23 protein-coding genes are annotated in these 26,226 nt (G+C 57.2%); 19 read left to right on the top strand and 4 right to left on the bottom strand.

Annotation, left to right across the window (positions count from 1 at the left end; genetic code table 11):
- The first annotated feature begins 120 nt into the window (after positions 1-120).
- From G565_RS0101190 to G565_RS0101160, 7 genes are all read left to right on the top strand, one after another.
- Complete coding sequence (locus tag G565_RS0101190) at positions 121-540, top strand: rhodanese-like domain-containing protein (RefSeq protein ID WP_037337115.1); 420 nt, start codon at positions 121-123, stop codon at positions 538-540.
- A gap of 18 nt (positions 541-558) precedes the next feature.
- Positions 559-837: a glutaredoxin 3 gene (grxC, locus tag G565_RS0101185; protein ID WP_028669338.1), complete on the top strand. Its 279-nt coding sequence runs from the start codon at positions 559-561 to the stop codon at positions 835-837.
- A 72-nt stretch (positions 838-909) separates the two neighbouring features.
- Positions 910-1,368, top strand: coding sequence for a protein-export chaperone SecB (gene secB, locus G565_RS0101180; protein WP_028669337.1), 459 nt, complete (start codon positions 910-912; stop codon positions 1,366-1,368).
- Positions 1,369-1,498: 130 nt separating this feature from the next.
- Positions 1,499-3,493, top strand: coding sequence for a diguanylate cyclase domain-containing protein (locus G565_RS0101175; RefSeq protein WP_028669336.1), 1,995 nt, complete (start codon positions 1,499-1,501; stop codon positions 3,491-3,493).
- Between the two features lie 89 nt (positions 3,494-3,582).
- Entirely contained in the window at positions 3,583-4,416 is an 834-nt protein-coding gene (locus G565_RS0101170) for a MurR/RpiR family transcriptional regulator (RefSeq protein ID WP_028669335.1), read from the top strand.
- 133 nt (positions 4,417-4,549) lie between these two features.
- The gene (locus G565_RS0101165; protein ID WP_084649162.1) at positions 4,550-5,800 is read left to right on the top strand and encodes a pyridoxal-phosphate-dependent aminotransferase family protein; all 1,251 of its coding nucleotides are present in this window, start codon (positions 4,550-4,552) and stop codon (positions 5,798-5,800) included.
- Positions 5,797-7,017: an allantoate amidohydrolase gene (locus G565_RS0101160; RefSeq protein WP_028669333.1), complete on the top strand. Its 1,221-nt coding sequence runs from the start codon at positions 5,797-5,799 to the stop codon at positions 7,015-7,017. The genes G565_RS0101165 and G565_RS0101160 overlap by 4 nt, the downstream gene beginning before the upstream one ends.
- A 391-nt stretch (positions 7,018-7,408) precedes the next feature.
- On the opposite strand, the gene thiI is transcribed toward G565_RS0101160, so the two are convergent.
- Positions 7,409-8,872 carry a tRNA uracil 4-sulfurtransferase ThiI gene (thiI, locus tag G565_RS0101155; protein ID WP_028669332.1) on the bottom strand — a complete coding sequence of 488 codons (1,464 nt, stop codon included), beginning with the start codon at positions 8,870-8,872 and terminating at the stop codon, positions 7,409-7,411.
- A 470-nt stretch (positions 8,873-9,342) separates the two neighbouring features.
- Between thiI and glnA the strand changes: the two genes are divergently transcribed.
- On the top strand, positions 9,343-10,749 hold the full coding sequence (gene glnA, locus G565_RS0101150; protein ID WP_028669331.1) for a glutamate--ammonia ligase: 1,407 nt from the start codon (positions 9,343-9,345) through the stop codon (positions 10,747-10,749).
- 130 nt (positions 10,750-10,879) lie between these two features.
- Here the strand turns inward: glnA and puuE are convergent, their stop codons facing one another.
- Positions 10,880-11,800: an allantoinase PuuE gene (puuE, locus tag G565_RS0101145; protein WP_245584097.1), complete on the bottom strand. Its 921-nt coding sequence runs from the start codon at positions 11,798-11,800 to the stop codon at positions 10,880-10,882.
- Between the two features lie 151 nt (positions 11,801-11,951).
- On the opposite strand from puuE, the gene G565_RS22445 reads away from it, so the two are divergent.
- From G565_RS22445 to G565_RS25665, 10 genes are all read left to right on the top strand, one after another.
- The gene (locus G565_RS22445; protein WP_051207082.1) at positions 11,952-12,500 is read left to right on the top strand and encodes a DUF6942 family protein; all 549 of its coding nucleotides are present in this window, start codon (positions 11,952-11,954) and stop codon (positions 12,498-12,500) included.
- A 383-nt stretch (positions 12,501-12,883) separates the two neighbouring features.
- Positions 12,884-14,347 (top strand): xanthine dehydrogenase small subunit, encoded by a 1,464-nt coding sequence (gene xdhA / locus G565_RS0101135; protein WP_028669329.1) that lies wholly within the window; start codon positions 12,884-12,886, stop codon positions 14,345-14,347.
- The gene (gene xdhB / locus G565_RS0101130) at positions 14,340-16,682 is read left to right on the top strand and encodes a xanthine dehydrogenase molybdopterin binding subunit (protein WP_028669328.1); all 2,343 of its coding nucleotides are present in this window, start codon (positions 14,340-14,342) and stop codon (positions 16,680-16,682) included. The genes xdhA and xdhB overlap by 8 nt, the downstream gene beginning before the upstream one ends.
- Positions 16,679-17,581, top strand: coding sequence for a xanthine dehydrogenase accessory protein XdhC (gene xdhC, locus G565_RS22440; RefSeq protein ID WP_051207080.1), 903 nt, complete (start codon positions 16,679-16,681; stop codon positions 17,579-17,581). The genes xdhB and xdhC overlap by 4 nt, the downstream gene beginning before the upstream one ends.
- Positions 17,578-18,087: a 2-oxo-4-hydroxy-4-carboxy-5-ureidoimidazoline decarboxylase gene (gene uraD, locus G565_RS0101120; protein WP_028669327.1), complete on the top strand. Its 510-nt coding sequence runs from the start codon at positions 17,578-17,580 to the stop codon at positions 18,085-18,087. Before xdhC ends, uraD begins: the two co-directional genes overlap by 4 nt.
- Positions 18,088-18,126: 39 nt before the next feature.
- Positions 18,127-18,456: a hydroxyisourate hydrolase gene (gene uraH, locus G565_RS0101115; RefSeq protein ID WP_028669326.1), complete on the top strand. Its 330-nt coding sequence runs from the start codon at positions 18,127-18,129 to the stop codon at positions 18,454-18,456.
- A gap of 3 nt (positions 18,457-18,459) precedes the next feature.
- Positions 18,460-19,662: a urate hydroxylase PuuD gene (locus G565_RS0101110; protein ID WP_028669325.1), complete on the top strand. Its 1,203-nt coding sequence runs from the start codon at positions 18,460-18,462 to the stop codon at positions 19,660-19,662.
- Positions 19,663-19,753: 91 nt separating this feature from the next.
- On the top strand, positions 19,754-21,334 hold the full coding sequence (locus tag G565_RS0101105; RefSeq protein ID WP_028669324.1) for an HDOD domain-containing protein: 1,581 nt from the start codon (positions 19,754-19,756) through the stop codon (positions 21,332-21,334).
- The gene (gene asd / locus G565_RS0101100; RefSeq protein WP_028669323.1) at positions 21,331-22,197 is read left to right on the top strand and encodes an archaetidylserine decarboxylase; all 867 of its coding nucleotides are present in this window, start codon (positions 21,331-21,333) and stop codon (positions 22,195-22,197) included. The genes G565_RS0101105 and asd overlap by 4 nt, the downstream gene beginning before the upstream one ends.
- A gap of 435 nt (positions 22,198-22,632) precedes the next feature.
- On the top strand, positions 22,633-23,250 hold the full coding sequence (locus tag G565_RS25665; protein WP_051207078.1) for a ProQ/FINO family protein: 618 nt from the start codon (positions 22,633-22,635) through the stop codon (positions 23,248-23,250).
- A 22-nt stretch (positions 23,251-23,272) separates the two neighbouring features.
- Here G565_RS25665 and epmA read toward each other — a convergent pair whose 3' ends face one another.
- Together epmA and efp are read right to left on the bottom strand one after the other, a co-directional pair.
- Positions 23,273-24,229: an EF-P lysine aminoacylase EpmA gene (epmA, locus tag G565_RS0101090; RefSeq protein WP_028669322.1), complete on the bottom strand. Its 957-nt coding sequence runs from the start codon at positions 24,227-24,229 to the stop codon at positions 23,273-23,275.
- 290 nt (positions 24,230-24,519) lie between these two features.
- Positions 24,520-25,092 carry an elongation factor P gene (gene efp / locus G565_RS0101085; RefSeq protein WP_028669321.1) on the bottom strand — a complete coding sequence of 191 codons (573 nt, stop codon included), beginning with the start codon at positions 25,090-25,092 and terminating at the stop codon, positions 24,520-24,522.
- A gap of 39 nt (positions 25,093-25,131) precedes the next feature.
- Between efp and epmB the strand changes: the two genes are divergently transcribed.
- A complete protein-coding gene (gene epmB / locus G565_RS0101080) occupies positions 25,132-26,175 on the top strand; it encodes an EF-P beta-lysylation protein EpmB (protein WP_051207077.1) in 1,044 nt (347 codons plus the stop codon).
- The last annotated feature ends 51 nt before the right edge of the window (positions 26,176-26,226 follow it).

Raw genomic sequence — 26,226 nt, 5'->3', positions numbered from 1 at the left:
TTTTGACGAATCAGCCCCATGAAAGGCGGCCATGAAAAAACAGACCTTCTCTATGGGCATATCCGGGCGCTGGTGTATACTGCCGCGCTCACTTTTTCATCGAACTGCAGAGCCCGAATCATGTTGGAGCAAATTTTTGAATTCGTTATCAATCACTGGATCCTGGCATCCATCTGGGTTGCCTTGCTGGTCCTGCTGGTCGTGACCGAAGGGAGTAAAGGCGGCTCGGCGGTCTCACCGCAGCAAGCCACCTTGCTGATCAACTCCCAGGACGCGAAAGTCCTGGATGTGCGCTCGAAAGAGGATTTTCGCAAGGGCCACCTGCCCAATGCCATTAATATTCCGGCACGCGACGTCGAGCGGCGGCTGTCTGAACTTGAAGCCTTTAAAGACACCCCCATCATCGTGGTATGCAAAACCGGCACTTCATCCGGCGCCAGCGGTGCATTGCTGGCTAAAGCCGGCTTCAACCAGCTGCACAAATTACGGGGCGGCATTATGGAGTGGCAAAACAGCAGCATGCCGCTGGTTAAGTCCTGATTACGGAGTCGTCTGACTATGTCAACAGCCTCGCCTGTTACGCTTTACACCACCGCCTGGTGTCCGTTTTGCGTTCGCGCCAAGCAATTACTGGATCACAAGGGCAGTACTTATCGTGAGATCCGTGTTGATGGTCAGCCGGAACTGCGTCAGGAAATGATGCAACTCAGTGGCCAGCATACCGTGCCACAAATCTGGGTAGGCCAGCATCACATCGGTGGTTGCGATGAGCTCTATGCTCTGGAGCGTGCGGGCCGGCTCGATACAATGCTGGCTGAAGCCAGTCATGCCGGGTGACGCTGACACGCTAACCACCACCGGCAGTTTTCACCCTACTATTAACGAGAAACGGATTTTTTTGGAGTCCCAATGACCGAACAACAAAAACCCCAGTTTGCCATTCAGCGCATTTACACCCGCGATGTATCCTTTGAATCGCCCAACGCGCCCGCCATCTTCCGCGAAGAATGGAAACCCCAGATCAAACTGGACCTGAATACCCGCACTCGCACCCTGGACGAAAATGTTGTCGAAGTCGTGCTCATCATCACGGTTGAAGCCAAGATCGGTGAGAAAACCGCCTTCCTGACTGAAGTTCAACAAGCCGGTGTATTCACCGTATCTGGCTTTCCGGATGAAACCCGCGATCAGATGATTGGCGCCTATTGCCCGTCAGTACTGTTCCCCTATGCTCGTGAAGCCGTTGACACCGCGGTCACCAAGGGTAGCTTCCCGGCCCTGATGCTGGCTCCGGTCAACTTTGACGCGCTTTACCTGCAGAACAAGAAAGGTAAAGACGAGTCTGCAGAGCAACCGGCAACGAACTAAGCACCTCTGAAAGGGTGGGGTCGAATTCAACGGCGGATTCTGACCCCACCAACCGAACCACTGGCGATCCATATCCGGCTCTAGTAAGGTGCCAGTCTGACATAATGGTTTATGACGGTGGGGGCATCCTGTGGATCAGGATCTGGTAGCGTCGCTGTTAGCCTCGGCTTTTGAGCAAAGCACTACTGCTCAATGGCTTTGTGACAGTCAGGGTCTCATTCTCAAGTCCAATCAGGCCATGATCAAATGGCTGGATAGTGATCCGTCTCGCCTGAAAGAAACTCACCTGTCCTCCTGGCTACCCGATGTTCTGCCTGAGCACCTGGAGCGAATGAGCAATCGCACGGTTCGATCCCTAACGCTGTTTCTCCCCAACGACAAGACAAACCCGGTAAAGGCAACCTTTCAACCAATCAGCACTGCCACTGAACGGCACTACTGGATCAGCCTCCTACCGGTCAGCGATGTCAGAGACCCGGAATTACCCCTTCAGACGCTGTTCGACAGCAGTCAGGACAGCATTGCCTATAGTCTGCTAGACGGCACCATACAGCTGGCCAACCCCGCTTTTCTGGCCATGCTTGATCGCGGAACCATGGACGTCATCGGTTACAACTACCGTGATTTCACGCCGGAAGACGTTGTCAGCTTCGAAGAAAGTCGCATCCGGGAGCAACTGCTCAGTAACGATGTTAGCGAAGTGTATGACAAACGATTCCTGCGCTCCGATGGCACACCAGTCGACATGTCTATTCGCCTGGCTCTGGTGCGCGACGAGCAGGGTGAACCACTCGGCGTCTGGTCAGTCAGCCGCGACGTCTCCATGCGCAACCAACTGATCGAAAGCCTGGCCAACAGTGAACGCCGGTTCCGATCGCTGTTTCGTACCAGCATGGACGCCATTGGCTTGTGGACACCGGACCATCAGTTGCAGTTCGCCAACAACGCCTACCTGACCATGACCGGCTATACACAGAGCGAACTGAGCCAACTGACTTTTCACGAAATGACGCCGCCTGGCTGGGAAGACATTGACACGGAAATTGCTCAGCAGGTCGAGGAGCGCGGCTATTCCGATGTGTTTGAAAAAGAGCTGTTGAACCGGGATGGGACCATCATTCCAGTGTCGATACGCGCGACTGCGGTGCGCGACCGCGACGGAGGCATTTCAGGCAGCTGGGTGATTATCCGGGATATTCGAGCCTACAAACGGGTATTGAACGCACTGGAACACAGCCAGAACATGCTCGAGCAAACCAACCGCATGGCACGTGTCGGCGGCTGGGAATACAACGCTCAGACCCATCAGTTCATGCTAACGGAAGAGTCGTTCCGAATCCTGGCCATTCCACGGACATACAACACCAGCCTGACCAATATTCAGAAGCTGTTCAGCGACGATGCTCAGAACCAGCTGTTCAAACAAATTGGGCATACCCTGGAGGGTGGACTGGCTTCCGACCTTGAGATTCCTCTGGACGGTTTCGAACCGCCTCGCTGGCTGCGCATTACGGCCCAGCCCGCCATTGACACTCAGGGTATCACCTATGTAGTCGGTGCGGTGCAGGACATCACTGAATTCAAGAACCGCCAGCAAAGCCTTGAGCAAGACCGGGATGAATTCCAGCGCATGGCGTTTCACGACTCTCTCACGCAACTGCCCAACAGGCTGCTGCTCGAAGACCGGTTCAGGCAACTGAACTTTCAGGCCAACCGCTGCAATGGCCGGGTGGCGGTTATCGTCATCGATCTCGATGATTTCAAAGAGATAAACGACCGTCACGGCCACCCGGCCGGCGATGCTTTGTTGCGCGCCATCGCCAATCGCCTGACTCAAACCGTGCGCCAGAGCGACACAGTGGCCCGACTGGGTGGCGACGAATTCATTATCCTGGCCGCCCTGGATGACGCCGAAGAAGCCTCACTGGTGGCCAGCAAGGTCCACGAACAACTGCAAAAACCCATCGACTGGGAAGGCACCGAGCTCTATTGCAGTTGCTCTTTGGGTGTGGCCCTTTACCCGGAGCAAGGCGACGACTTCAGCACGCTCTATCAGGCCGCGGATTTGGCCATGTACAAAGCCAAAACCACCGGAAAGAACCGGATGGAAGTTTCCGACCAGTAGCCGCTGCGCCGTCTTCGCCGATCACCCGGACTGGCACCTGGATGAAACGCATGTTTCAATAGCGTTTTAACGAAGCCGGGGGAGAGCCTGTGACCGCGTCTGAACTGCTCGCCGAACGCATCCAGCATTATTGGCATGAACTGCCGGCCTCCGAGCGCCGCGTCGCTCAGTTTGTCGCCGCCCAGGCAAGATTGGCGGCCACCTACTCACTCACCGAACTCAGTCAGATTCATGGGGTAAGCAAGGCGACGGTTAGCCGATTGTTTCGCCGACTCGGCTACGACGACTTCAACCAGGCGCGAGAAGCCATGCGCCAGCAACCGAACCCCGGCAGCCCCCTGGCCAGGCCAATCACCCAATCCGATGATCTGTATCATCATGTCCAACAAGAGACCAGCAACCTCGCTGGGTGGCTGTCTGAAACCAGCTTGCAGCACAGCGCCGAGATCATTGATCTGCTATTTACCGCAAAGACGCTCTATTGCCTCGGCCAGCGCAACAACTTCCCGCTGGCACTGCATGCCCACACGCAATGGACTCAGCTGCGCGCAAATACCCGTCTGATTCCCCAACCAGGGCAGTCCCTGTCTGAACACCTGGTGCAGCTGGACCCGGAAGATGTTGTCGTCGTATTTGGTTTTCGCCGACGTTACCGGGGCTTTCAACAACTGCTCAAAGCATTGCTGCGCAGCGGCGCCAAAACCGTGCTCATCACCGAACCCGACTTCCCGACCCAGCCGCACCTGACCGCCCATATCCAGTTATCGATTGAAAGCCGGGGTCCATTTGCCAGTTACGCCGCCCCGGTAAGCTGGATCGCACACGCGTCGAACGGCATGATGCAGCATTTCCCCGAGGCCACGCGTCAGCGCATTGAGCAGATCGAACAGCAATACCAGGATCTGGGCGAACTGGAGCCCTGAGCGGGCCAAGCCCCAAAGCAACCTGCCAATGACTGACTCACGCCAAGACCGACCAAAGAAACATTTGTTTCATTTTAAAAAAATAGAAACGAATGTTACAGTAATTGCCATATACACCGTGGAGCCACGCCAAATGCCGTCTTCCTCTCTGTCCCGACTATCGCCTCCACCCCGTTTGCTGATGGGGCCAGGTCCTATCAACGCCTACCCAAGAGTATTGAACGCCCTCTCGACCCAACTGATTGGTCAATACGACCCGGTCATGACCGGTTACATGAACGACGTAATGGCCCTGTACAGGGACGTCTTTGAAACCAGCAATCAATGGACACTCATGGTAGACGGCACCGCCCGGGCCGGCATTGAGGCCGTCATGGTGTCGGTAATCGAGCCTGGCGATAAAGTGCTTGTGCCCATTTTCGGCCGGTTCGGACACTTGCTCACCGAGATCGCAGAGCGAGCGGGCGCCGAAGTTCACACGCTTGAAGTTCCCTGGGGCGAAGTGTTTGAACCGGAAGTCATCGAAGAAGCCCTGGCCCGTATCCGGCCAAAACTGTTGGCTACAGTGCAGGGGGATACCTCGACAACCATGCTGCAGCCTCTGGAGCAACTGGGTGCCCTGTGCCGCCAGTACGACACCCTGTTCTATTGCGACGCAACCGCCTCAATCGGCGGCAACCGCTTAAAAGTAGACGAGTGGGGGCTTGATGCCGTTTCAGTGGGCCTGCAAAAATGCCTTGGTGGCCCTTCCGGCATCGCACCCATTACGCTGAGCGACCGCTTTGTCAAAACCATTCGCCGTCGTCACCACATCGAAGCCGGCATCCGCACCGAAGACGATACCGACGCCCTGGGCCCGCGCATTCGCTCGAACTACTTCGATCTACCGATGATTCTCGACTATTGGAGCGAGAAACGCCTGAACCACCACACAGAAGCTACCAGCATGCTGTATTGCGCCCGAGAATGCGGTCAGGTATTGCTGGAAGAGGGACTAGACGCCAGCATTGCTCGCCATAAACTTCAGGGTGATGCCATGCTGGCCGGGCTGATTGCCATGAACCTGAAACCCTTCGGCGACCTGCGCCACAAAATGCACAACGTCTGCGCAGCCTATATCCCCGAGGGCGTAGACGGCGAAGCCGTGCGCAGCACCCTGCTGAATGACTACAACATCGAAATTGGCACCAGTTTCGGGCCACTCAAAGGCAAAGTCTGGCGCCTGGGCACCATGGGCTATAACGCCCGCACCGACGCCGTGCTGGTCACCCTCGCTGCGCTGGAAAATACACTGCGCCGCGCCGGACAAACCCTGACCGCCGGTGCCGCCACAGACGCCGCCTACCAGGTCTACCAAAACGCAGAACAAGGAACCGCATCATGAGCACACTGGGCGAACGCGCACTCTCGTGGTGCGATGACCTGGCCAAACTGACTCAAACCCCCGGCCTGATGGATCGACGCTACCTGACGCGGGAACACCGCCTGGCCAACGATCAGGTGGCCGGTTGGATGCAGGAGATCGGCCTGCAGACCTGGCAAGACGCAGCTGGCAATCAATGGGGCCGACTGGCCGCTGCCGACCCGGAGGCCCCGACAGTCGTCATTGGCTCACATCTCGACACCGTGCCCAACGGCGGCATTTATGACGGCATTCTCGGCGTAGTACTGCCTCTACTGGTCATAGAATCCCTGAAAAAAGACGGTGTTTCCCTGCCCTTCCATCTGGATCTGGTCGGGTTTGGCGATGAAGAAGGCACGCGTTTTGGCGCCACCTTGCTCGGCAGCCGCGCCATCGCAGGCACCTGGGACCCGAAATGGGAAACCCTTAAAGACGCCAACGGCCAAAGCCTGCCCGAAGCGTTTGAAGCCTTTGGCCTAAACTATGCCGACATTGCCGATGCAGCCCGCACAACCAACCCTCCTCTGGCGTTTCTGGAAATGCACATCGAGCAGGGCCCCGTGCTGGAGTCGGAAGAGTTACCGGTCGGCATTGTCACCGCCATCGCCGGTGCCCGTCGTTTTAACATCGAATTGACCGGCATGGCTGGCCACGCAGGCACGGTACCCATGCACCTGCGCCAGGATTCGCTGGCCGCTGCGGCAGAAATCACCCTGATCGTCGAACGCGTCGCCCGCGAACACGGCGTTGTCGCGACGGTGGGCCGGATGAGCGCACAACCGGGTGCCGTCAACGTCATCGCCGGACAAGCCAGTTTCAGCCTCGACATTCGCAGTGAACAAGACAGCGAACGCGATGCCGCCCTAACCATGATCTGGGACACCGCCCGGGTCGCCTGCCACGAACGTGGCATCCAGATGCAATGGCAGGAAACCCACGCCGCTCCGGCCGTAAGCTGCGCCGACCATTTGCAACTGGCTCTCGCCAGCGCCATAGAGGCCGAAGGCATACGCCCCCGCTATCTGGTCAGCGGCGCCGGCCACGACGCCATGGCCATGGCAGCCCTGTGCCCGGTCGCGATGCTGTTCATGCGCTGCGAAAAGGGCATCAGCCACCACCCCGATGAAGCCGTCACCGCCGAAGACGCAGATATCACAGCCAAGGTCATGCGCGGCTGGATTGAGGCACTGGCAAGATAGTTGGCAGAGTCCGGCTGGTGCCATGAGTTTGCAATTCGCAGCTCAATTAACCCTGGTGGTTACAGGTGTTGCGATGGCATTCGGAACGCCAGGTACGCCTGCTGGAGGTACGCCGTAAACCCTTCCATAGGGGCTCGGATGCCGCATCCATGCGGCATGACGACCTCCAGCAGGCGCACCCGGCATTCCTTGGAAAGCATGAGGTTGAATCAACACGAATTTCAAACTCACGGCACTAGCCTGAAATAGCCTCCAATCAAAGGGGTGCAGGGTGATGTCATGCAGCAGCGGGCAGGACGCCCGCGTCCCGATCAGCGGCACAGGGATGTGCCTCTGATCGCGGGCGAAATGACATCGGCCTGCACCCCGCACTCATGGCACCCAGCAGGATTCAACGATCTGGCGAGTAAACGCCGACATTTGTGAAACCGGCATCATGCAAATGCATGGCGTGCAGCTTGCTCATAACGCCCTTATCGCAATACAACAGGTAATGCTGGTCCTGATCCAGGTCAGCGAACTTGCGGTTTAGGCTGTAGAACGGAATCTGCATGACCGGCGCATTGATCGTTGGCAAGGGCATATCATCTGCTTCGGTCGGGTGGCGGACATCGATGACCACCGCCTGCTCTGCCGTCGACACGGTTGCTATGCCCATCGACAGATCGCTCTGGGAATCCCAACTCAGGGTTTCAATGCTCTCTCGCTTTGCACTGGCAATGGCATCATCCAGAACGGCCCAGTCAAAACCCGCCTCGGCTGCGTGAACATCAGCGCGCTTGCAGGCGGCATTGGGCTTGCGTGAAATAACGCCACAGAATTCCGGCATTTTTTCCGCATAGGTGGCCGTGCCAATGGCGCGAGCCTGATCGATAATGTCCGGCTTACCGGTCACGATCAGTGGTCGAAGCACCAGCAGATCGGTGACTTCATCGATATGGCTCAGGTTGGGCAGCGTCTGGCTTGAGACCTGGGACAGGGCTTCACCGGTAACCACAGCGGGAATAGCCAACCCGGTAGCCACTTTTTCAGCCGCTCTCATCATCATGCGCTTGAGCACCACCCCCATGTATCGGTCTGGCACCTGCGTCAGTATCGCCTCCACCACCGACTCAAACGGCACCGATACAAACAACACACGGTGCGAGCTGCCATACTTCTTCCAGAGGTAATAGCTCACCTCTTTCACGCCATTTTCGTGAGCCGAACCGCCCAGATTAAAGAACAGGAAATGGCTTTTTACACCGCGGCGAATCATCTGGTGGGCCGCTACGGTTGAGTCAAACCCTCCGGACATCAGCGTCATTACTTCTTCTTGCGTGCCCAGCGGGTAACCACCGAGACCGGGCCTCTGTTGCTGCACCACAAAGAGGCGTTCGTGTTTGATTTCCAGCTTAACGACGACATCCGGATCTTTAAGACGCACCCCTGCTGCCCCGGTTCGCTGGTTCAGTCCGCCGCCGACATAGCGCTCCAGTTCAACCGACGTAAAATCATGATTGCCGTTACGTTTTACCCGCACACAGAATGTCTTGCCTGCCAGAGCCTCACCCCAGACTGACTCGGTATCCGCCAGAATCCGGTCAAAATCGCCAAGCTCAAATTGCAGCACCGAACTGACCTGGGCAATACCCGGAATGCATTCCAGCGCACCGGCGACCGTCTGGTTGATCGCATCGCTCGTGGTATCGGGCGTGCGCACAATGATGCTGTCCCAATCATTACGGACCACCACTTCAGGGCATATACGGCGCAATACATTGCGCATATTCTGCGCCAGGCTCTTGACCATGAGCTTGCGCACAGGCCGCGTTTTAATGGTGATTTCCGGGAACAACTTGGTTACAAACTTCATAACTGATCAAAGATCACTCAATAGGAAAAGGCGCGCGATTATACCCGCTCCTCAACTTGTTTTCACGCCGGGTTACAAACCGTCGCCAATATCCGGCTGATGGATGACACCCCCCTCGCCCTCTTTTCCGGCACAATGGGTACGACACGCACCAAAGTAGTGCCCTTACTCGGTGCAGCGTCAGAAATAACGCACCGATATAGAGCACGCACAGCCATCAGGATGAGGCGCCTCTCGCCGGAAACCCTGATTTCTCGGCGTCCAATTGGGCTGGCACAGGCCTTGCTAAACCAGTGCACACAGTTAGTGCTCAGATGGCGCTCAAGTTCGAACAGCGGTGCCCCGGCATCAACCAGATGGTTCGACGGTGAAAATAGCAGACGATTGTGCGATGCTGCTGCGGTCACCTCAACTTGTCATACTGAATCAAAGCTCACCGGCCGAAGGGCCGTTTAATTTGGAGACGTACCATGTCAGATCATACGATGAAACTGATTGCAGAATGTGAAGCACGCTGGGTTGATATGCGCTTTACAGACAGCAAAGGTAAAGAGCAGCACGTTACCATTCCTGCTTCGGAAGTTGACGATACCTTTTTTACTGAAGGTAAAATGTTCGACGGCTCGTCAATTTCTGGCTGGAAGGGCATCAACGAATCCGACATGATTCTGTTGCCTGACGACTCTGCGTCCATGATCGACCCGTTCTTCGAAGACCCTACGGTTATCGTTCGTTGCGACATCGTCGAACCTTCTACTGGCGAAGGCTACAACCGCGACCCGCGCTCTGTTGCCAAGCGCGCCGAAGCTTACCTCGCATCAACAGGCCTGGGCGACACCGCTTTGTTTGGTCCCGAGCCAGAATTTTTCGTCTTTGACGATGTAAAATGGGGCTCAAACATCTCCGGTTCCTTCTACAAAATCGACTCTGAAGAAGCGGCATGGTCTTCCGAGCGCGTCTTTGAAGATGGCAACCTGGGTCACCGCCCGAAAGTCAAAGGCGGCTACTTCCCGGTGCCCCCGGTCGACAGCCTGCACGACCTGCGTGCAGCCATGTGCGACGCCATGGAGTCCATGGGTCTGGAAATTGAAGTGCACCACCACGAAGTGGGCACAGCTGGTCAGTGCGAAATCGGCGTTGGCGCCAACACCCTGACCAAGAAAGCAGACGAAGTTCAGGTATTGAAGTACTGCGTACACAATGTTGCCCATGCCTATGGCAAAACAGCGACCTTCATGCCCAAGCCTCTGGTTGGCGATAACGGCAGCGGCATGCACGTTCACATGTCTTTCTCCAAAGACGGCGTGAACCAGTTTGCGGGTGACGAATATGCCGGTATGAGCGAACTGGCCCTGTTCTACATCGGCGGTATCATCAAACACGCCCGTGCTCTGAACGCTTTTGCCAACGCCTCAACCAACTCTTACAAGCGCCTGGTTCCTGGCTTTGAAGCACCGGTCATGCTGGCTTACTCAGCCCGTAACCGTTCGGCCTCTATCCGCCTGCCGTACGTGTCTTCACCAAAAGCCAAACGCGTCGAAGTGCGTTTCGGTGACCCGACTGCCAACCCGTACCTGATGTTCTCTGCCTTCCTGATGGCTGGCCTCGACGGCATCAAAAACAAGATCCACCCTGGCGATTCTGCCGATAAGGATCTGTACGACCTGCCGCCGGAAGAGCAAAACGATTACCCGACCGTGTGCAGCAGCCTGACTCAGGCACTGGACGCACTGGACCAGGACCGCGAGTTCCTGACAGCCGGTGGTGTCTTCGACGACGACATGATTGATGCCTACATCGCCCTGAAACGCGAAGACATCGTCACGCTGGACATGACGACTCACCCGGTCGAATTCGACATGTACTACTCTGTCTAATAACTTGCAGGCTGGGTTGGCAACTCAGGTGATTTAATCTGGCTGCCAACTCGGAAACCTAACAAGCAAGAGAGTCAAAAAAAAGCCGACGACAGGGTCGGCTTTTTCTGTTATGGGAGTCTGCAGATTCCTACCCCAGCGAATGTTCTGCAACCCAATGGCGGGCTATGGCTTCACGGGTAGTCACCCAAACCTTGTCGTGCGCCAGCACATGATCAACAAAGCGCTTCAGTGCCGCCAGTCGGGCTGGCCTGCCTACCAGGCGACAATGCAAGCCGATACTCAGCATTTTTGGGGCCGCCTCACCCTCTTCGTACAGCACATCAAAGGCATCTCGCAAATAACTGAAAAACTGATCACCGCTGTTAAACCCCTGTGGTGCCGCAAACCGCATGTCATTGGTATCCAGAGTGTAAGGCACCATCAACAAAGGCCGGCTGTAATTCAGGTCGTAATAAGGCAGATCATCGGCATAGCTGTCTGCGCAGTAAAGAATATCGTCTCGCTCGGCAATCAGCTTTAGCGTATTAGGCGAGGTTCGCCCCAGATACCAACCAGCGGGTGTCGAACCGGTCATGGCCCGGTGAATATCCAGCGCCCGTTCAAGATGCTCGCGCTCAACCGATTCAGGGACATGCTGGTAATGAATCCAACGGTAGCCATGGGAAGCAATTTCCCAGTTCGCTTTGAGCATGGCCTCAACCGCATCCGGGTTGCGCTGCATGGCCATGGCCACGCCAAACACCGTGACCGGAATGTCCCGCTCGGTGAACAGGCGATGCAACCGCCAGAAACCGGCACGACTGCCATATTCATAGAGACTCTCCATGCTCAGATGCCGGTCAGCGTAAGACTCCGCTCCCACGATTTCAGACAGAAAGCGTTCCGATTCGTTGTCGCCATGCAAAATGCACTGCTCACCGCCCTCCTCATAGTTGATCACAAACTGAACCGCTACCCGGGCGTTACCGGGCCAGTTTGCCTTGGGTGGATGAGCGCCATAACCAATCAGGTCTCTCGGGTAGGAAGGGTCAAATGTCGGGTGGTTCACACACATCTCCAAATACAGTGAGTCGAATGTCTGATACTCAAGTTACTTGAGTCATACGCAACGAACATGCAAATATTTAGACACGAATCTGTCCACTAAACAATTTTTAACGCACGCCATTTTAATGCATGACACGGGAAGCTAACCGGCAATGTCAAACCTACCAGGCTTAGGAGATCGCTCACCTTTACTCGTCGTCTATGCTCCGCACCGGCCACCCCGCTGTGAACCAGATCAACCGGAACCGTACTCACCCGTAACTGACGGCGAACTGCAACAGTTGGTTCAAGCCGGGGGCAACCATTGGCGCAAAATCCTGAATCTCTATGCAAAATTGCTGCACGGTCTGACGCCGCTGGAATCCGACTGGCAAACCTGCAGGGACCAACGACTGCTGCGCTCTGGCTCAGCCTGTGCATTATTGTTTGAACAGAGTCACACCCCCGAGCCAGGACAACTCTGCCTGGTCATGGGGCAAACCTTTGGCAGAACGGAAGGCTGGCTGACAAGCGGCCAGACACTGCCCGCTGAGCAGCCTTTTATTCAGCACCCGAAACAGGCTGTCATCGTGACCCCCTATTTCGACTACCGGCAGCTTTCAAACGCGCGCCTGGCCTCTTTGGTTGAACTGATCAGCGATCAGCATTCGCACTGGCTGGCTGCATTTTCAGCTCAAACGCACCAAAGTAGTGCACCGTGATCGGATCGGGCCTGCCCAATCGTACAGGCAACCGACTATCTGGAACGCCTCGGAAGTCACACGCCTCTGCTTGCGAACCGATCGGATTGCAGGTGCCGGATTTGTCAGTCCGGCAAGAGCAAGCGAAGCACCCCAGACCCGACACGGGTTACCCGGTGCCTGATACCGGCCACTGGCACAGCTGCAGGATTTAACCATGACCTCTGTGGTAACAATGAGACTTTACCTTTCCTGACCAGTCGGTCATATTATGGCCCTGAACTTGCTGTAGTTTGGCCATTACAAGCATCGAATAACGTTCAGGCCATGCTCACAGAAGCAGAAACCGACTTAACAACAAAGCGCAACCCGGCTCAGCCCTTCGGTTGTCTTTGAGAGGCGCTATGACTGACTTTCTTTTAAATCGCCAGCCCGTGACTCTGGCTACGACCGACCCCGACCTCACGGTTCTGGATTTTCTGCGCGAGCAGGCACACCTGACAGGCACCAAAGAAGGCTGTGCCTCCGGTGACTGTGGCGCCTGCACCATAGTCGTCGGTGAGCCAACCGAACAGGGCATGCGCTACCGCAGCCTGAACAGCTGTATTACTTTCGTACACAGCCTGCATGGCAAACAATTGCTGACCGTCGAACACCTTGAGCAGGAAGGTGCCCTGCACCCGGTTCAGCAGGCGCTGGTCGATCATCATGGCTCTCAGTGCGGATTCTGCACGCCCGGTTTCGTCATGAGTCTGTTTGCACTCTATCACAGTGATGTCCAGCCCAGCCGGGATGCGGTATTAACCGCACTGTCGGGCAATCTCTGCCGTTGCACCGGCTACAGACCCATCATTGATGCGGGGATGGCGTTGCTCGAAGCCCGTCACGGTGATGCCTTCAGTGCTCAAATGACCGACATTGAAGCCGAACTGAGAAGTCTGGGAACACCGGTGTTACCGGAAGAAACAAAACCTGACCAATCAGTCGGTTTCTGGCAACCTAAAAATCGTGAAGAGCTGGCCCGGGCTAAAGCCCGGTCACCCAGAGCTCGCTACACGGCGGGCAGCACCGATCTGGCCCTCGAAAAGACCCAGCGCCTGGCCAACTTGAACGCCCTGATCGATCTGAGCCAGGTGGCAGAGCTGAATCACCTGAGCGTTGACGCTGAAGGCCTCCATATTGGCGCAGCGGTCAGCTACACAGAACTTGAACCGGTGCTCCTGGCTGATTACCCGGAAGCCCGTGAATGGCTCGAAAGACTCGGCTCCCGACCCATTCGGAATCGGGGGACCCTGGGCGGCAATCTGGGAAATGCCTCGCCCATTGGGGACACTCCACCGTTGCTGATTGCGCTGAATGCGACCGTAACGCTTAGCAATGGACAGTCCGAACGGACCCTGCCTGTCAGCGAACTGATTACCGGGTATCGCCAGACCGTTTTGGCCGACGATGAGTGGATTGATACCATTCACATTCCCCGTCGCACGCCGGGAAGCCTGTTCCGCGCTTATAAAATTTCAAAACGCTTTGAAGACGATATCTCCACCGTTTGTGCCGTCTTCTATCTTGAGACCGATAAGAACGACATCGTCACCTGCCTGCGCACTGGGTTCGGCGGCCTGGCGGCGACACCGCTGCAACTGACCGACTGGCAGGAACCATTGATTGGAGAGCATTGGCCAGCGCTAGCGGTCAATGACTTAAGCCGCACCCTGGCCGAGGCCCTGGCACCCATTGATGATGTTCGCGCCAGTGCCCGTTACCGAGTGCAGGTTACCGCCAATTTGTTCAAACGGTTTCATCTGGAAACGACTCAGCCTGACGCCCGCACCCGGGTCCACGGTCATGGAGGCTCAGCTCATGCGTAAGCTCACTGAATCCCGCTTGCCCCTGGCTTTGTCTCAGGGTCATCGCGGCGCACCGGTTGCGCACGAGAGCGCTGTTCGCCAGGTGAGCGGTCAGGCGCGCTATGTCGATGATCTGCCAGAGCCGGCCAACCTGCTGCATGCAGCAGTGGCGCTGTCCGACGTCGCGGCGGGTACCCTCGCCCGTCTCGACATCAATACCATGGCGCGGGCACCCGGCGTCATCGCAACACTGACGCTGGCCGATGTTCCGGGTCATACCGATATCGGTGCGGTGTTCCCTGGCGACCCGGTTCTGGCCGATGGCGACATCCTGTTTCACGGCCAACCGCTCTGCGCAGTCGCCGCTGAGACAGTCGAACAGGCTCGCCATGCGGCGTTACTGGCTGACTGGACGATTACCCCGGGTGACGCCATTTTAACCGTTGATCAGGCCCGGGCCGCTGAAACCTATGTCGGCGACACGGTTCAGTTTCGACGCGGCGATGCACTGACCGGACTGGCTAACGCAACCCACACCAGCAGTGGTGAGATCCACATAGGCGGACAGGAGCATTTTTATCTGGAAGGTCAGGTGAGCCTGGTCATCCCCGAGGAAGACGGTGGCATGCTGGTCTACACCTCCAGCCAACACCCAAGTGAAGTTCAGAAACTGGTGGCTGAAGTGCTCGGCATCCCATTCAGTCAGGTCACCGTCGATGTTCGCCGCATGGGCGGAGGTTTTGGTGGCAAGGAAACCCAGGCCGCGCAATGGGCCTGCATCGCAGCACTGTTGGCGCGTAAAACCGGCCGTGCCGTCAAGCTGCGCCTGCCGCGCAGCCAGGACATGACCACCACCGGCAAGCGCCACCCTTTTGTGAATCGCTGGACACTGGGGTACGACAACGCAGGGCAAATTCAGGCAGCCGATATCGAAGTCAATGGTCTGTGCGGTTATTCACCCGACCTGTCCAACGCCATCGTCGACCGGGCTATGTTTCATGCCGACAACGGCTATTTCCTGAATGACGCTCACATTACCGGTTACCGTTGCCGCACCCACACCGCTTCCAACACCGCGTTTCGGGGTTTCGGTGGTCCGCAGGGCATGATGACCATCGAGGCCGCCATGGATGGCATTGCCCGCACTCTGGGTGAAGACCCCCTGACCATCCGCAAGCGCAATCTGTATGGTGACGAGGGCCGCAATGTCACGCCCTACCACATGACGGTCACCGACAATATACTGCCCGAACTGATTGACCGACTCGAGACGAGTGCCGACTACTGGGCACGCCGCGACGCTATTCGTGAATTCAACGCCAACAGCCCCATCATCAAAAAAGGGCTGGCACTGACCCCGGTGAAATTCGGCATTTCCTTCACCGCCAAACACCTGAACCAGGCCGGTGCGCTGATTCATCTGTACACTGACGGCAGTATTTACCTGAACCATGGCGGCACTGAAATGGGCCAGGGTCTGTTTACCAAGGTGGCACAAATTGTCGCTACCGAGTTTTCAGTGCCGCTGGCGACGATTCAATCCTCGGCGACCCGCACCGACAAAGTGCCCAATACTTCGCCCACCGCCGCGTCAAGTGGCACGGATCTGAACGGCGCGGCGGCACAGAATGCGGCGAGAACCATCAAGCAACGCCTGATCGAATTCGCGACCGACCACTACCAGGTTCGCCCCGATCAAATCGAATTCGACAACGGTCAGGTACTGATAGGTGAGCAACGCCTGACCTTCGCCGACCTGGTGCAAACGGCCTACATGAACCGCATCTCCCTGTCAGCGACCGGCTACTACCGCACACCCAAGCTCCACTGGGATGCTGAAACCGGCAAGGGCCGACCCTTTCTGTATTTCGCTTACGGGGCGTCCTGCTCGGAAGTCACCATTGATACCCTGACAGGCGAATACGCCGTCGACCGGGTCGATATCCTGCATGATGTGGGCAACAGTCTGAATCCGGCCATCGACATTGGTCAGATTGAAGGCGGTTTCATTCAGGGCATGGGCTGGCTGACCACCGAAGAATTGAAATGGAACGATGAAGGTCGCCTGTTATCGAACAGCCCGGCGACCTACAAGATTCCCTCAATCGGTGATACACCGCCCATCTTCAACGTCGAGTTGTTCGACCAGCCGAACCGGGAAGAGACCGTCTTCAAATCCAAGGCCGTGGGTGAACCACCACTGATGCTGCCCATTTCAGTCTGGTGTGCACTGCGCGATGCCATCGCCAGTACCGCGGACTATCGCATTAACCCGTCGCTCAACACTCCGGCGACACCCGAAGAGGTTCTCTTTGCTCTTGAACGACTGGCCGATCAGGTTCGGGAGGCGTCATGAGACATCATCATCGCTGGTACGACGCCCTGCATAAGGGCCAGCACAAACGCGAACCCCAGGTATTGGTTACCGTGCTCAGCACCGCCGGCTCCACGCCCAGGGATGCCGCAGCCAAAATGGTGGTTACCGCGGCGGAGCACTTCGATACGATCGGCGGCGGCCACCTCGAATACAAAGCCATTGCGCGGGCACGCGAGCTGCTTCAGGCCGGCAAAAACACCACCGACGTCGAAAGCATCAGTCTCGGGGCCAGTTTGGGACAGTGCTGCGGCGGAGCAACCCAGTTGCTGTTTGAAGTGCTGATTCCCGAGGGGCAGCCGTTGCTGGTCTTCGGCGCCGGGCACGTTGCCCAGCACCTCATGCCGATTCTGGCCCCGCTCGACCTTACCCTGACCTGGGTCGACCCACGCCCGGACTGGCTGGCTGAAAACACCGACACCCGCATCTGTCGTCAGGCGCTGGAGCACCCGGTTGATGCCATTGCCGATGCCCCCGCTAACGCCTGGGTGCTGATTATCACCCACAACCACCAACTCGATTTCGAATTGGTGCAGGCCAGCCTCAAGCGCCCGGATATCCGCTACATCGGGCTGATTGGCTCCGACACCAAAGCAACGCGATTTCAACAACGCCTGGCACACCGGGGTTGGAGCGAGCACGACATAAACCGGGTTATTTGCCCGGTCGGCCTGAGTGAGGTTCCCGGCAAACAACCCGCCGAGGTAGCCGTCTCCATCGCTGCGCAATTGTTGAACCGACTGCATGCGCAGCGCCCGGCTGAAACCCGTAAAAAAACCTCCGGACTCAACTGGAAAACGGGTCTGACACTGTCCAACCCATCGCGCGACACAGCCAAGAGCCCGGTTGCAGAGATCGATTACAAGGGGCAAGACAAATGACACTGGATGAACTGAACCGGGCAAGCGGTCATCAGCAAGCCGACTTTTTCCACACTCAGTGCGCCGCCCAACGCTGGGTTGAGCGGATGACCCAAAGCGCCCCGTTTACCAGCAAAGAAGCCTTGCTGACTGCCGCCCGGACGCACTGGGCGACAATGACCGAGAGCGACTGGAGTGAAGCCTTCGATGGCCACCCGATGATCGGTAATCTGGAAACTTTGCGCGCCAAATATCAAAGCAGCCGTGGCCATTCCAGCCAGGAACAGTCGGGTGTAGATGGTGCCAGCGACCAAACCTTGCGTGCCCTGGCCGATGAAAACCAGGCTTATCTGGACCGTCACGGATTTATTTTTATTGTGTTTGCCAGCGGCAAAAGCGCCGATCAGATGCTCGACCAGTTACGCGCCCGCATCAACAACTCGACCGGACAGGAATTGAAACTGGCGGCAGCCCAACAATTAAAAATCACTTTGCTCAGGCTGGAAACCCAGCTCACCGAAGACTGATCCATTCGTGTCATTACGAATGAAGCCAAGGAGTACTGCATGAGCCACACCCTCTCTACCCATGTGCTGGACACCACCCTCGGTCAGCCTGCACGGAACCTGGCGCTGACGTTGAAAGATGACCAGGGGCGCATTATTGCCGAAGGGCATACCAACGATGATGGACGGTTCAACGACTGGCCCGTCGACGGTTTTCACAACGGTGTCTACGAACTGACCTTTCACACCGGCGACTACCTGACCCATCAGCACGGCCAGGCGTTTTACCCGAAAGCCAGCATCTGTTTCGAACTGGCCGGGCCCGATGCCCACTTCCACGTGCCGCTGCTGGTCAGCCCCTACAGCTATTCAACCTACCGCGGGAGTTAACCGATGGATGTCTTTTTTGCCGACTGGGTCAGCTTGCTGCTGCGCTGGTTTCACGTCATCGCCGGCATCGCCTGGATCGGCGCGTCGTTCTATTTTATCTGGCTCGACAATCACCTGACCGACCCGCCGCAATGGAAGCAAGACAAAGGCATCGGCGGTGACCTCTGGGCCATTCACGGGGGCGGGTTCTACGAAGTCGCCAAGTACAAGGTAGGCCCCACAGAAATGCCCAAAGAACTTCATTGGTTCAAGTGGGAGGCCTACACCACCTGGATCACCGGCATGCTGTTGCTGACCTGGGTCTATTATTTTGGCGCTCAGGCTTACCTGATCGACCCGAGCGTTCAGGCGCTCAGCACCGGCATGGCGATAAGCCTTGGCGTGCTCTATACAGCCATAGGCTGGCTGATCTACGAAGGGCTCTGCCGCACCCCCCTGGTTGAACACAAAGCCTTTGGCGCGGTGCTGTTCATTCTGGGTACCGGCATGGCCTGGCTGATGACCGAAACCTTCTCGGGGCGCGGCGCCTACATTCACATGGGGGCGCTGATCGGTACCATCATGGCCGCCAACGTCTTTGTTAAAATCATACCCGGCCAGAAAAAAATGGTCGCCGCCGTCGCCCGGGGTGAACAACCCGACGCCAGGCCAGGGCTGGTCGGCAAGCAACGCAGCGTTCACAACAACTATCTGACCCTGCCGGTCATTTTCATCATGATCAGCAATCACTACCCGATGACCTATCAGCACAGTTTGAACTGGCTGATCCTGATGGCATTGATCCTGATCACGGTCGTCGTTCGCCACTATTTCAATCTGGCCCACCGGGGTATCCGCAAACCGCTGATTCTGGTCGTTGCCAGTCTTGCCTTTGTCGCTGTGGCGGGAGCTCTCTCCTGGCCCGGCTCAAGCCAGCCCAGCGCGGCCAGCGGCGACGGACAAACCGCTGTGACCCTCAGTGACGATGAAGGCCTGGCGCTGGTCATGGACAAATGCGCGACCTGCCACAGTCGCGAGCCATCTGACTCCATGTTTCCGACCGCACCGGCCGGGGTGGTATTCAGCAACCTCGATGACGTTGAGCGCTGGGCCAGTCGTATTCACGCACGCACCGTGGTCAGCAAGGACATGCCGTTCATGAATCGTACAGATATGACCGATGCACAACGTCAGGCGCTAGGCGGCTGGTTAAATAGCCGGTTTTAAGTCAGAATCGAGGGTTATAAACCTGCGCTGTCCATTGTGATGGCGCAGGCCGACATTCACCGGCAACCCTAAGGTTTTGCTCACGCGTCGCATGAACCCACAAGATCCCTGGCTGGAACGCATTAAGGCTGTCACCCTACCTGCCTTGTTGCCACAAACATCTTTACCCGGACCTTCCGCCCCCCTGATGGACTGGATCAAGGTGGTCAGCGAAGATCCGTTGCTGGCGATGCTGATTTTCCGCTACGCCAATCGCATGATGTCGAACCGGCAGGTACTGGTGCGCACGCTGGAACACGCCGTCGCCCTGATTGGCTCTCAGCGGCTGATCAAACTTACCGAAAGCATCCCCCGGCTTGACCCTGCCAGCACTGCCTTTTCCGGCCTGCAAAGCAACGTCGGAGACAGCCTGGTCGCTGCCAGCCTGATGCGTCAGTGGTTTGAAATGCGTCAGATCCCCTGGACCGAAGCCGACTACTGGATGACCCTGTTCTACGATGTCGGCTTATGGGCACTCTGGCTGCTCGAACCGCAAATGATGGATGGCTTCGAATTCCGCGCTGAACGCGGTGAAAACCGCAACAAACTGATCGAAGGCATGATCGGCATGTCGGTGCGTGACTGGAACGATGAACTGTGCCGCCACTTCCAATTGCCGGCGATTCCGGAAACCAATAGCAACGAAGAAAACGAACACATTGAAAACCGCATTCAGCCGCACAAGCTCTCAGCGTTAAAGTTCTTTCTGCCCTTCAGCCACGAGCTGGCGTACCAGGTGCGTCAGAATTGGGAATCCGAACAGCTGGACACTCTGTTCCGCACCGGTGAAATTGCCCTTGGCCTGACGGAATTCCGGCCTATGCTGAAAACCTGGATCACCTCGGCCGCACGCGACTACCAGCTAACCCAGGCCGCCACAGCCGCCCGCCGCCTGCTGGCACATCAACCACCAGTGAGCACACAGGGAACCGCTGAGAGCTCAGGCTTCAGCGAGGCCGACCGGGCCTGGGCAGAGGAAATCAGCAAAACCTATGCAACGTCACACACGCGCAATGCGGAGCCGCTAACACCGGCGGGCAGCACCAGGCCCGTGAAAAAAACAGCACCGCCAGCTCGCATGGATACGCCCGGTGAGCAAACCACCACCGGCACAGTCACTTACCGTCACAGCGTCAATCTGAACAGCCTGCGTGAAGTGCGCCGTCAGTTTCGCAACCAGAAAACCTGGCATTCCCCGGTCGAGATACAGGAAAGCGCCTTGTTTTGTTTGCAACAAAGCCTGGGGTTACACCGAATCGTCGTCATGGAGCACACGAAGGGGCAATGGCAAGCCTTTGACCACGAAGGTTGCGATCATTACCTGTTGCTCAAGCATCTGAAGTTGCCCATTGCGGGCAGCAGCGCTCTGCAAGAGTTCAGCCGCCGGGTGACTGCCGCCTGGTTGCATAAAGGCAACCGCGCCAAAGCCAAAAAGCAACTACCGGACACTCTGTTTAAAGCCGCCGATGATGAAGACTTTTTCCTGCGCTCCTTCACCATAGGACGTGAGGTCACCATGATGATCTACGCCGATGCCAAAGGTGACCCGGAGCCCCTGGGTGAGTCCGACTACCGCCTGTTTCGCGAATTTTGCGCCGACTGGAACACCGCCCTGAACCGGATACGTCAATGACTTTACGCCTTAAAGACCGCTTGTTTGTCGCCAGCCAATACCTTGCCCCACATCACGCCCTGTCGCGCCTGGCAGGCGCGCTGGCCGAATCTGAATGGGGCCCCTTGAAGCGACGCTTCATCAGCACCTTTGCCAGGCACTATCAGGTCAATATGAGTGAGGCGGAGCGCCCGAACCTGGATGACTACCGCAACTTCAACGACTTTTTTACCCGCTCACTGACCGCGGATGCCCGCTCTTTTCCCGACGACGCCCGAACGCTCTGCTCCCCGGTAGACGGCAGCGTCAGCCAGGCCGGAGCTATCACTGATGGCCGCATCATTCAGGCCAAGCAACAAAGCTTTACCGTCACCGAATTACTCGGCGGCGATGCCGAACAGGCCCGACGCTACCGGGACGGTGAATTTGCCACCCTGTACCTGTCCCCCAAAGACTATCACCGGATTCACATGCCCTGTGACGGCACTCTGGTGCGCACTACCTTCGTTCCCGGTCGCCTGTTCAGCGTCAATGGCACCACGGCTGAAGCCGTTCCGCGCCTGTTTGCCCGCAACGAACGCCTGGTCTGCGAATTCCAGACCGAGCGTGGCCGCATGGTGATGGTATTGGTCGGTGCCATGATTGTTGCCAGCATAGAAACCACCTGGGCCGGCGTAGTTGCCCCCATGCGGCGCCAGATCCAGCACTTGAACTACAACAATCCGCAGCTAACCTTCAGCCGAGGTGAGGAAATGGGTCGGTTCCGGCTTGGCAGCACAGTGGTCATGCTATTCGAACCGAATACGCTGGCCTGGAGCGAGGCAATTTCTCCGGGAAAACAAGTACAACTCGGTCAGCCATTAGAGGACTCCATTGGCCTTTGAGCCAAAATACGTGTTGGCAACCGGGTAAGCCTGTCTGGGGTCGGCGTCAACCCATCCATGGGGCCTAGGAGTCTGTCGGACTTAGGGGGATAGAAGCGAGGGAGTGGGACGGCGAGACCAAATTTTCGCAAATTTCGTGTGCATAGTGGGCCTATGTGCTCGAAATTTGCGGATATTTGGGCCGTCGTCCCGCTTCCGGAGCCAATTCATCCTAAGTCCGACAGACTCCTAGACCGCAGCATCCATGCTGCGGACTTCCCCAGACAGGCTTACCCGGTTGCCAACACTCGCCTGCTTCGCTTCTAATCGACCCGGGCGTAACATGACCAAACCCAAGTAAGTACACTAACTTGCGTCACAGCGACCCAAATCCGGGTTTTCAAAACCGGTTTAACGGGGTATCCTGCGCCGCTCAACGAATTTGCCGGATCCACAATGACCGAACAGAACCCGACAGACACCGAAGCAGCCCAGGCGCCGGCCAAACGCAAAACCGATGCCCAGCGTAAAAAAGAATTTGACGCCAACCGGAAGGCCATGGACGAGCTCTGTGAGCTGTATCCGGAGGCGTTCAATCCGCGCAAGCCCAAACCGCTGAAAATTGGCATCCACGAAGCGTTGGCTGAAGACGGCAAACTGTCGAAGACCCGCATTCGCCGGGCCCTCAATGTGTATGTACGGTTACGCAGCTACTACGCCTGCATGCTCGAAGGGGTCGACCGCGTCACCATCGACGGATCACCGACCGGCCAGGTCAGCGCCGAAGATGCGGCCCACGCCAAAGAAAAGTTCGATGCCATTGAAAAGCGCCGGGCAGAACGAGCCAAGCAGCGGCCACCGGCCGCAAATCGCAAGCCACGGGCAGATGGCGACAAGCCTGAAGGTGCTCGTAAGCCCAGGGGCGCGCGTCCAAGCAGACCTCGCAAAGACAATCAGACGGCACCAGCTGCATCGCAGCCAGCGCCTGAGACCGCCAAGCCTGAAGACTCGCTCCCTCCGGAAGACCGGATGAAGCGCAAACTGGAAATGCTGGTCAATAAAACCAAAAACTGATGCCATGAATGGCCGACCGGGCTCAGGCCCGGTCAGCGTCAAACGGCAGTACTTCTCTGATGTGGGATTTTCCCAGCACCGCCATCAGCAATCGATCCACACCCAGGGCCACACCCGCACATTCCGGCATTCCGGCCTGCATGGCGGCCAATAAACGTTCATCGACCTCCGGCACTGCTAAACCCTGCGATACTCGCCGCTGGGCATCCTGCTCAAAACGCCGTCGCTGCTCTTTTGGGTCGGTCAGTTCCCAATAGCCGTTGGCCAGCTCCATGCCCTGCCAATACAGCTCAAACCGATAACCCAATTCAACCCCCCCACGAGTGTGCGTACGTGCCAGCGCGGCCTGACTGACCGGGTAATCGGTCACAAAGGTCAGTCGCTCAAGCGGCAAGCCCGGCTCGACCACCAGGGCCATCAGGGCATCCAAACAGGCATCCCGATCCCACTTAGCTGTATCAGCACTTAGCTGCAGCGCCGCTACCTGCCGCAGCTCCCGCAGAGAAACCCGATGCGGATCCGGAAGCCCGGCGCCTTCAAACGCCGCCTGGTAACTGAGAAATGTCGACGCCAGCGCGCTTGAACCTCCGGCTGCACGGTGCACCCAGTCGCACAGCGCCGTCACTTCCTGCATCAGTTGATGGTGATCCCAGCCCAGCCGATACCATTCCAGCAATGTAAACTCGCGATTGTGGCGCGCTCCGCTTTCATCAGCCCTGAACACATGACCCAATTGGTAGCAATCACCCAGGCCAGCGGCCAGCAGTCGCTTCATCGGGTATTCGGGTGAGGTCAGTAGAAAACCGCCGTCCAACGTACGCAGGTTGTGAACGTGCACATCGGTCACGCCAACGGATGACAACACTGGCGTATCCACCTCCAGCACCTGGCGGTCAGCAAAGAATTGCCGAATCGCCGTCATCAGCATGGCACGACGACGCAGAGTCTCGATATCCGCTGTTGGAGTCCATTCAGTCATGATTTCACCTTTGAAACGCGTCTCGTGTCGCACTAAAACCAAAAAACCGCCAGAAAGGCGGTTCTGCGATCTTAAGTTTCGGAGTTAGCCGAGGTGACCAGCGGCGGCTGCCGGGGGTGTCCCTGCGGGGAAGTCCGCAGCAGGGATGTTGCGGTCTAGGCTCCATGGATGGATTGAGTGGGCGGCATTCCGCCCGACCCCGCAGGGATACCCCCGGTAGCCGGTGCGGACCATTACCACCAGGCCGACTCCAACTCCGTAACTTGCGTTACGATGAGTCAACCCCTGTTTTACTGCTTGGCGCGGCTGATGTATTCGCGCGTTCTTGTATCAACCCGGATGATCTCACCCTGGTTGATGAACAAAGGCACCTTAACCACGGCGCCTGTGGCCAGCGTCGCGGGCTTGGAACCGCCGGTGGCGGTGTCGCCTTTGAGGCCCGGATCGGTTTCAACGATTTCCAGTTCAATGTGATTTGGCGGCGATACGGAGATCGGTGTACCGTTAAACAGGCACACCACGTATTGCTCCTGCTCTTTCAGCCAGTCTTTGGTATCGCCGACCGCCGATACGTCTGCTGGCAGTTGCTCAAAAGAGCCGTCAGTCTTCATAAAATGCCAGAACTCGCCGTCGCTGTAGAGGTACTCCATGTCGATGTCGAGTACATCAGCGGCTTCGATGGATTCGCCGGATTTGAAAGTACGCTCCCAGACCCGGCCGGTTTTCAGGTTTCTCAAACGGACCCGGCTAAAGGCCTGACCTTTACCGGGTTTAACGAATTCGTTCTCAACGATCGCGCAAGGGTCGCCTTCAAGAAGAACCTTCAGACCGCTTTTGAATTCACTGGTAGAATATGTGGCCATTAACCTTTTCCTGCTAAGTGCACTGCTCAAAGAGGCGCTATGTTAACTGAGTTTGGCCCCCGTGTGGACTCCCCCGCGGGCATTTCCAGCATCGATTGCTCAACATCCTGGCAGCAGCAACTGAAAGAAGCCGTCCGTTCGGTCCCTGAATTGCTGCGACTGGTCAACCTGAGCCAGGATCCCATCGCATCCCGAGTCGATGAGAGCCCTCACTTTCCACTGAGGGTGCCGCTGTCCTATATCCGCCGTATGACGCCCGGCGACGCTAACGACCCGCTGTTGCTTCAGGTTCTGCCGCTGAGTGTTGAGCGCCAGCCAGCGCAGGGTTATATCGACGACCCGCTGCAGGAACAACACCATAACCCGGTACCCGGTCTGGTCCACAAATATCCGGGCAGGGCCTTGCTGATTACCACCCAGGCCTGCGCCGTACATTGCCGGTACTGCTTTCGCCAGCACTTTCCCTATGCGGACAATCGCCTTACGGCCCGGCAATGGCAACCGGCCCTCGACTACTTGCGTCAGCGACCTGATATTCACGAAATCATTCTCAGTGGAGGGGACCCACTGAGCCTCGACAACAAAGCCCTGTCTGAGCTCATTACTGCACTGGAGCAGATACCCCACCTGACGACCCTGCGCCTGCACAGCCGCACCCCCATCGTATTGCCAGCACGCGTCGATGAGGGCCTGGTCGCATTACTGACGCAGACCCGCCTCAAGACCGTTCTGGTGTTGCACGCCAATCACGCCCGGGAAATTGATAAAGAACTGCATCCGGCATTGACTGCCCTGCGTACCAGTGGAACGGTATTGTTGAATCAGGCGGTATTCTTAAAAGGCATCAACGACCAGGTCGACACCCTGACTGAACTCAGCCATGCGCTGTTTGATCAGGGCGTGTTGCCGTACTACCTGCACGTTCTCGACCCGGTTGCCAGGGCAGCGCATTTCGATACAGCCGACGACAAAGCTCGGTTAATCTGGCAACAGTTGCAGTCCCGGCTGCCGGGTTATCTGTTACCGCGTCTGGTTCGAGAAGTTCCCGGAGATGACCATAAACGCTGGATAAACGAGGCATGATTACGGTCTGCGCACCAAAAATGTGAGGCACATCACACTAATGACTGTCAT

Source organism: Saccharospirillum impatiens DSM 12546, assembly GCF_000423605.1.
GTDB lineage: Bacteria > Pseudomonadota > Gammaproteobacteria > Pseudomonadales > Natronospirillaceae > Saccharospirillum > Saccharospirillum impatiens.
Note: the sequence above shows the minus strand (reverse complement) of the source record. Positions and strands in the feature narration are given on the sequence as shown.